General features: G+C 33.0%; 1 protein-coding gene. It reads left to right on the top strand.

Going from position 1 to position 5,168, the window contains the following annotated elements:
• Positions 1–199: 199 nt before the first annotated feature.
• Positions 200–5,168 (top strand): MucBP domain-containing protein (locus RWL86_RS08215; RefSeq protein WP_314078743.1); only part of this gene is annotated, 4,969 nt, incomplete at its 3' end.

Raw genomic sequence — 5,168 nt, 5'->3', positions numbered from 1 at the left:
AATTTTCTTCCACCTTGTTCAGTTAAAATTAAAGACTTAATTTGGTGTTAAATTTAATCCACCAACGGAATTTGTCGATGAGCCGTAAAATGCTAAATATTTTTTATATTTTCAATGCAAAATATTTGACAAAATTTTCGGGGGGGGGGGGGGTAGAATATAGTTTACTTATTTTATTATTTTATTTTTGAGGTGAAGAATGTTAGGCAAGAATAATCAATTTATGAATCAAAAAAAGGCTGGTAGAAAATTTGAAAAATATTCTATCAAAAAATTAAAAGTGGGAGCTGCTAGTGTATTAGTCGGAGCGGGCTTCTTTTTAGGCTTCCATGTTGAAGCTAGTGAAATTAATGAACCGGTAACAAATGAAGTTGTTAGTGTGTCAGCAAAGGAACAAAAAGAAAAGGCGAGCGAAGCTCCAAAGGAAGTTGCAGCAAATGAAGAGAAAACGAATCAAGCAACTTCATCAGTTGACAATAAAAATAAATTAGTAGAAGAAAAAAATACTAATGATACAACGGAAAAAGCAATTTCAACAGAGGAACAACCTTCTACTATCGTAGAAAAAATAGAGCAACCATCTGTAGAGAAAAAAGCTACAGTTGAAACAAGCCAATTATTAGATAAAATGATAGCTTTACAAGAACAAGTAAATCGTATTCGTTCAAATGAAAAACAAAAAACTTTTATTGAAAAAGCTGAAAAATTATTAGAAGAAGCAAAAAAATTACAAACTTCATCTAATGCAACACAAGAAGTAGTAGATGCTAAAGCAAAAGAAATCAGCTCATTAACTTCTATCTTAAAATCAATGAAAGCTGAAGAAACACCTAAAGAAAATAAAAATCAAGATAGTCGTAATGGCAAAAAGATGGAAGAAGGAGTAAGCTTTAGAGATGGAGTTACAAGCCATGCTATATCAGGAGGTGTTCATTTTGATAGTAGTAATGGACCAACAGAAAAACAAGTTCCTGTTGCAAATGGAGGGAATGGGAGTCGTTATCAAAAAGTATCTATAACTTACTCTGCATCCTCTGATGAAACGGTTGTTGATGGAAAAGTTCGTATTACAATTCCGAAACAATTTTTACATTCAAAATCGCAACCAGTATTTAGACACTCCACATTTGTCAAAAAAGTAGAAGATGAATCAACAGAATCTGCTTATGTTTATGAATTGAGTCTTAATGATATGATAGGTGGAACAGTTGCAGAGAGTGAGATGATATTGCAAATTGGTACCTCTATAAAAAATGCTCCAAGTAATGGTGATCGACTTCCTATTACTGTAGAATTAGGAACTGGTGATAATTATACGGTTTCTAAGACTGCAACTGCAACGTTTGATTATTTATCTGAAATCCTTTACCGAGAATCAGATAATCGTACAAAAGAAGTAGGAAGTTTTATTTTTAATAATCCATTTATTCAATATGAAAAAGGTGAAGCTGAATGGAAATTGGGAAGTGTTGTTGATGGCATTTTTAAACCTATCGAAGATGCAACATACAGATTACCTTTTATTGCTGCAAATGCAGCCTATATCCGGAATAGAGAAGCAGATGACAATGAATTTAATTCTCATAACGGGAATGGTCGTTTGTTAAAATATGATTATACAATTAGTGGAATTCCTGACATTTTTGAAATTGCTCCAGGTATTGGAAGTAATGATATGTGGAAATTAGAAAACGGAGTGGCAACTTTTACACCAAAGAACGAAGTTAGTGGAGGTACTACTTCATCTTCTTATGATCTTTATTTACGATTAAAAAAGGGTGTTTTGACGACTGCTGAAGAAATTCAAAAATATATTGATACTACGGCAACTAGAGGGGATCTTCCAGCTATCACTTATACAGCAGTAGGGTATCGACCAGATGGTACAACATTTACTCAATCGTTACCAAGTAATAATGCATTTCGTGTTTATGCAACAGAAGGAGTTCCTGCTATTGGAAGCTTATATACTTATATTTGGACTCCTAATAATCAGAAACTATTTTCAAATCAATCGGACACAGATATGTTTAAAGCTTTTGTTAAGTTAGAAGATTCTAGTATGAAAGGTGATGGGGGAATCTTTTCGGGTAATTTTGTCAATTACTTTATTCCAGAAAATCAGAAAGATAATTATTTTACATCTTTTAGACTAGGAGATTTAAAATATGCTAAGTTAAACGCAAATAGAACTAAATCAACGATTGATTATACAGATGCAAGCGGAACGTTAGTAAAACCATTCAAGTTGTATGGAATAAATGATCAACATCAATCTGAATTGATTAAAGAATATTCAAATGTAGAAGAAATGACTACAACTATTAAACTTGATTCATCTAAGCACTATCAACATCTTGTATTAGAACATTCAGGAATTGAAGATAAGTATTATAAAGATGGAGAAAAAATTAAAATTAAAGAATTTAATGCTTTTCTAGATGTGAAAGTTCCTAGTTGGAAAGAAAAGAGTGAAGATAATCAAATTACTAGGTACGAAAATCAAATCAATTTAAGTTTTAGTGAAAATCTGAATCAGGCTTCTAGTGAAGTACGACCAAAAACAGGTAGAGATGTTTCAGCTATTCATGCTAAGACACCTTATGATTTATCACTTGAAATGAATGCCTTGAATGGTAGAGGAGTAAATAGTCGGGATATTTCCAGAGGACAAACTCTTCCAGTAATTGTTAGTTATCATGCGGCTGATTATTTTAAATCATTAAATGACACAGAAAACGGTGTAGAGACAAGAAACCTATCAAAATTGGATCCAAATGTAACTGAAACGAAAATTATGTTACTTGCAGATCCTAAACTTCCGCTAAAAGACTTTCGAGTGACAACTGATAATCGATTATTAACAACAGATGTAGTGTATACTCCAATTGAAGATAGAGCTTTATCTGATTATGATAAAATAAAAGAAAAATATACTACTGTAATACCAACTAGAACAATTACTAACTATAAAAACACAGGAAAAACAGCATATATTTTTGATACAAAAGATTTAGGAATAACGAAATATGATGTTTCTGAGAATATAACGGGAGAGTATGGATATAAACCTGTGGCTTTAGCTTTTGAAGTTGAAAATACTGGACTAGTAGAAAGTAATACTTATAATATTGAGTCTTATTTGGTTTGGAATAGTAACTCACAAACATTAAAAGGACGCGACCGTTCGTTGAATTCGGATTATGTTGATGGTCATGAAAATGGTAATACAATAGCTAGAGCAAGTGTTGATGTAAAATTAACAAATGTTATTGAGTATTATACTGCACTTGGTATTTCAAAACCTGGAACTCCTGTTGTACGAGGAATTATAGATGTAGTAAATGGAAATGAAGTAACCTTAACACCGACTATTCAGAACTTAACAGATAGTCCACAACAAGTTAAAGAAGCAATTGTGTTGGTGCCCAAAAAAGAAGCAGTAACATATTTAGAGGGGCCAATTGTTGATAATTCTGATTCATGGGAAGTTCTTTATACGACTTCAACTGTGGAAGATAAAACTACAGCGACATATGTAACAGCAAATCAGGTTTCTAATTGGAAAGATGTGACAGCTGTAAAATATGTTTTCAAATCTGATTATCGAGTAACTAAAGCAGCACCCTTTGTGGATCATTTTAATGTTAGAGTCGACCAACAAAATGCAAACTTTATCCGAAGTACATCACAAATATTTTTGAAAAATGCTCAAGATACTTGGCTAGAATCAAATGTTGTAGGTCTTAGAACAGAAGATATTAGAGGTAAAGTTATTTCTCGTTATTATACAACTAGTGGATTGGACTTATCACCGGAATATTCTGAAGCAAGAAGAACTACTGAAGGTTTTGCAAATGAGTCATACACGACCAATAAAAATGACGTTATGAATAAAAATGGACGAACTTACATTTATAAAGAGTTAGATCCAACCTCTGCAACACCATCGGGAACATATGAAAAGCAAGTCACTAAGAAAGTAACTTATTTATATGAAGAAGCTAAGGAAGTAACTGAAACAAAAGAAGTTAAACGAACTATTAATTATTTAGAAAAAAATAACGAAACTAATGTGCTTTCACAACCTGTCGAACAAGTTGTTACAGTATCAAGAAAAGTTTATACAGGAAAAGAAACGGGACGAAGAATTGAGGGAGAGTGGATAATAGAAAATAACACTAAGTGGACAGAAGTCCCATCTCCAATTCTTTCTGGATGGGAAAAACCAGAAGTAAAAGTTAATGATCAATATATTGCTAAAGCGGCAATTGATGAAGTAAGAATTACACCTGAAGTTCTTAATAATGGTAATGTAGTTGAAAATGTATACTATGAAAGAATTATGCCAGTTGGTGGAGATGTAGTTGCAAAATACGTTATCGAAGGTACAACAACTGAATTAAAAGCAGCAACAGATGTTGCTAAGGGATTAAAAGTTGGGAAAAACTATACTTCAACAGCTCCAGTAGCAGGTGAAGAATTAACAGCTACCGATGGGAAAGTTTATGTATATAAAGGACATAAAGCTACATCAGCTGGAGAACAAGGTACAGTTACAGCAGATAAACAAGAAGTCGTTTATGAGTACGCACCAAAAGTAGGTGGAAACGTCGAAGTGAAATATGTCATTGCAGGAACAGAAACAAACCTAAAAGATCCAGTAACATTAGTAACAAATGGACAAGTAGGAAGTGACTATACTGCGACGAAAGATGCAACTATTACAAAAGAAGATGGAAGAGTTTATAAACTTGTTGCAGCAAATAATGGACTAAAAACAGGTTCAGCTGGAGAAACTGGTAAAGTAACTACAGAAAAACAAACAGTTACTTATGAGTATGAGTTGCAAAATGGAGATGTAACCGTTAAGTTCGAAGACGAAGCAGGAAATGCGATCTCAACACCAAATGAATTGAAAAAAGGTGTAGAAACAGGAACAGCGTACAATACCACTTCAGAAGATATTAAGAAACCAAGAATTCAAACAGAAGATGGAAAAGTATACAAACTGAAAGAGAAAAAAGCAGACTCAGCTCCAGAAGATGGAAAAGTAAGTGATACACCAGCGGTCATCACATACGTATATACATTAGAAAATGGAGATGTAACAGTTAAGTACGAAGACGAAGCAGGAAATGCGATTTCAACACCAAATGAATTGAAAA

This window comes from uncultured Granulicatella sp., assembly GCF_963515095.1.
GTDB lineage: Bacteria > Bacillota > Bacilli > Lactobacillales > Aerococcaceae > Granulicatella.
This window is presented reverse-complemented; position numbering and strand designations above follow the sequence as displayed.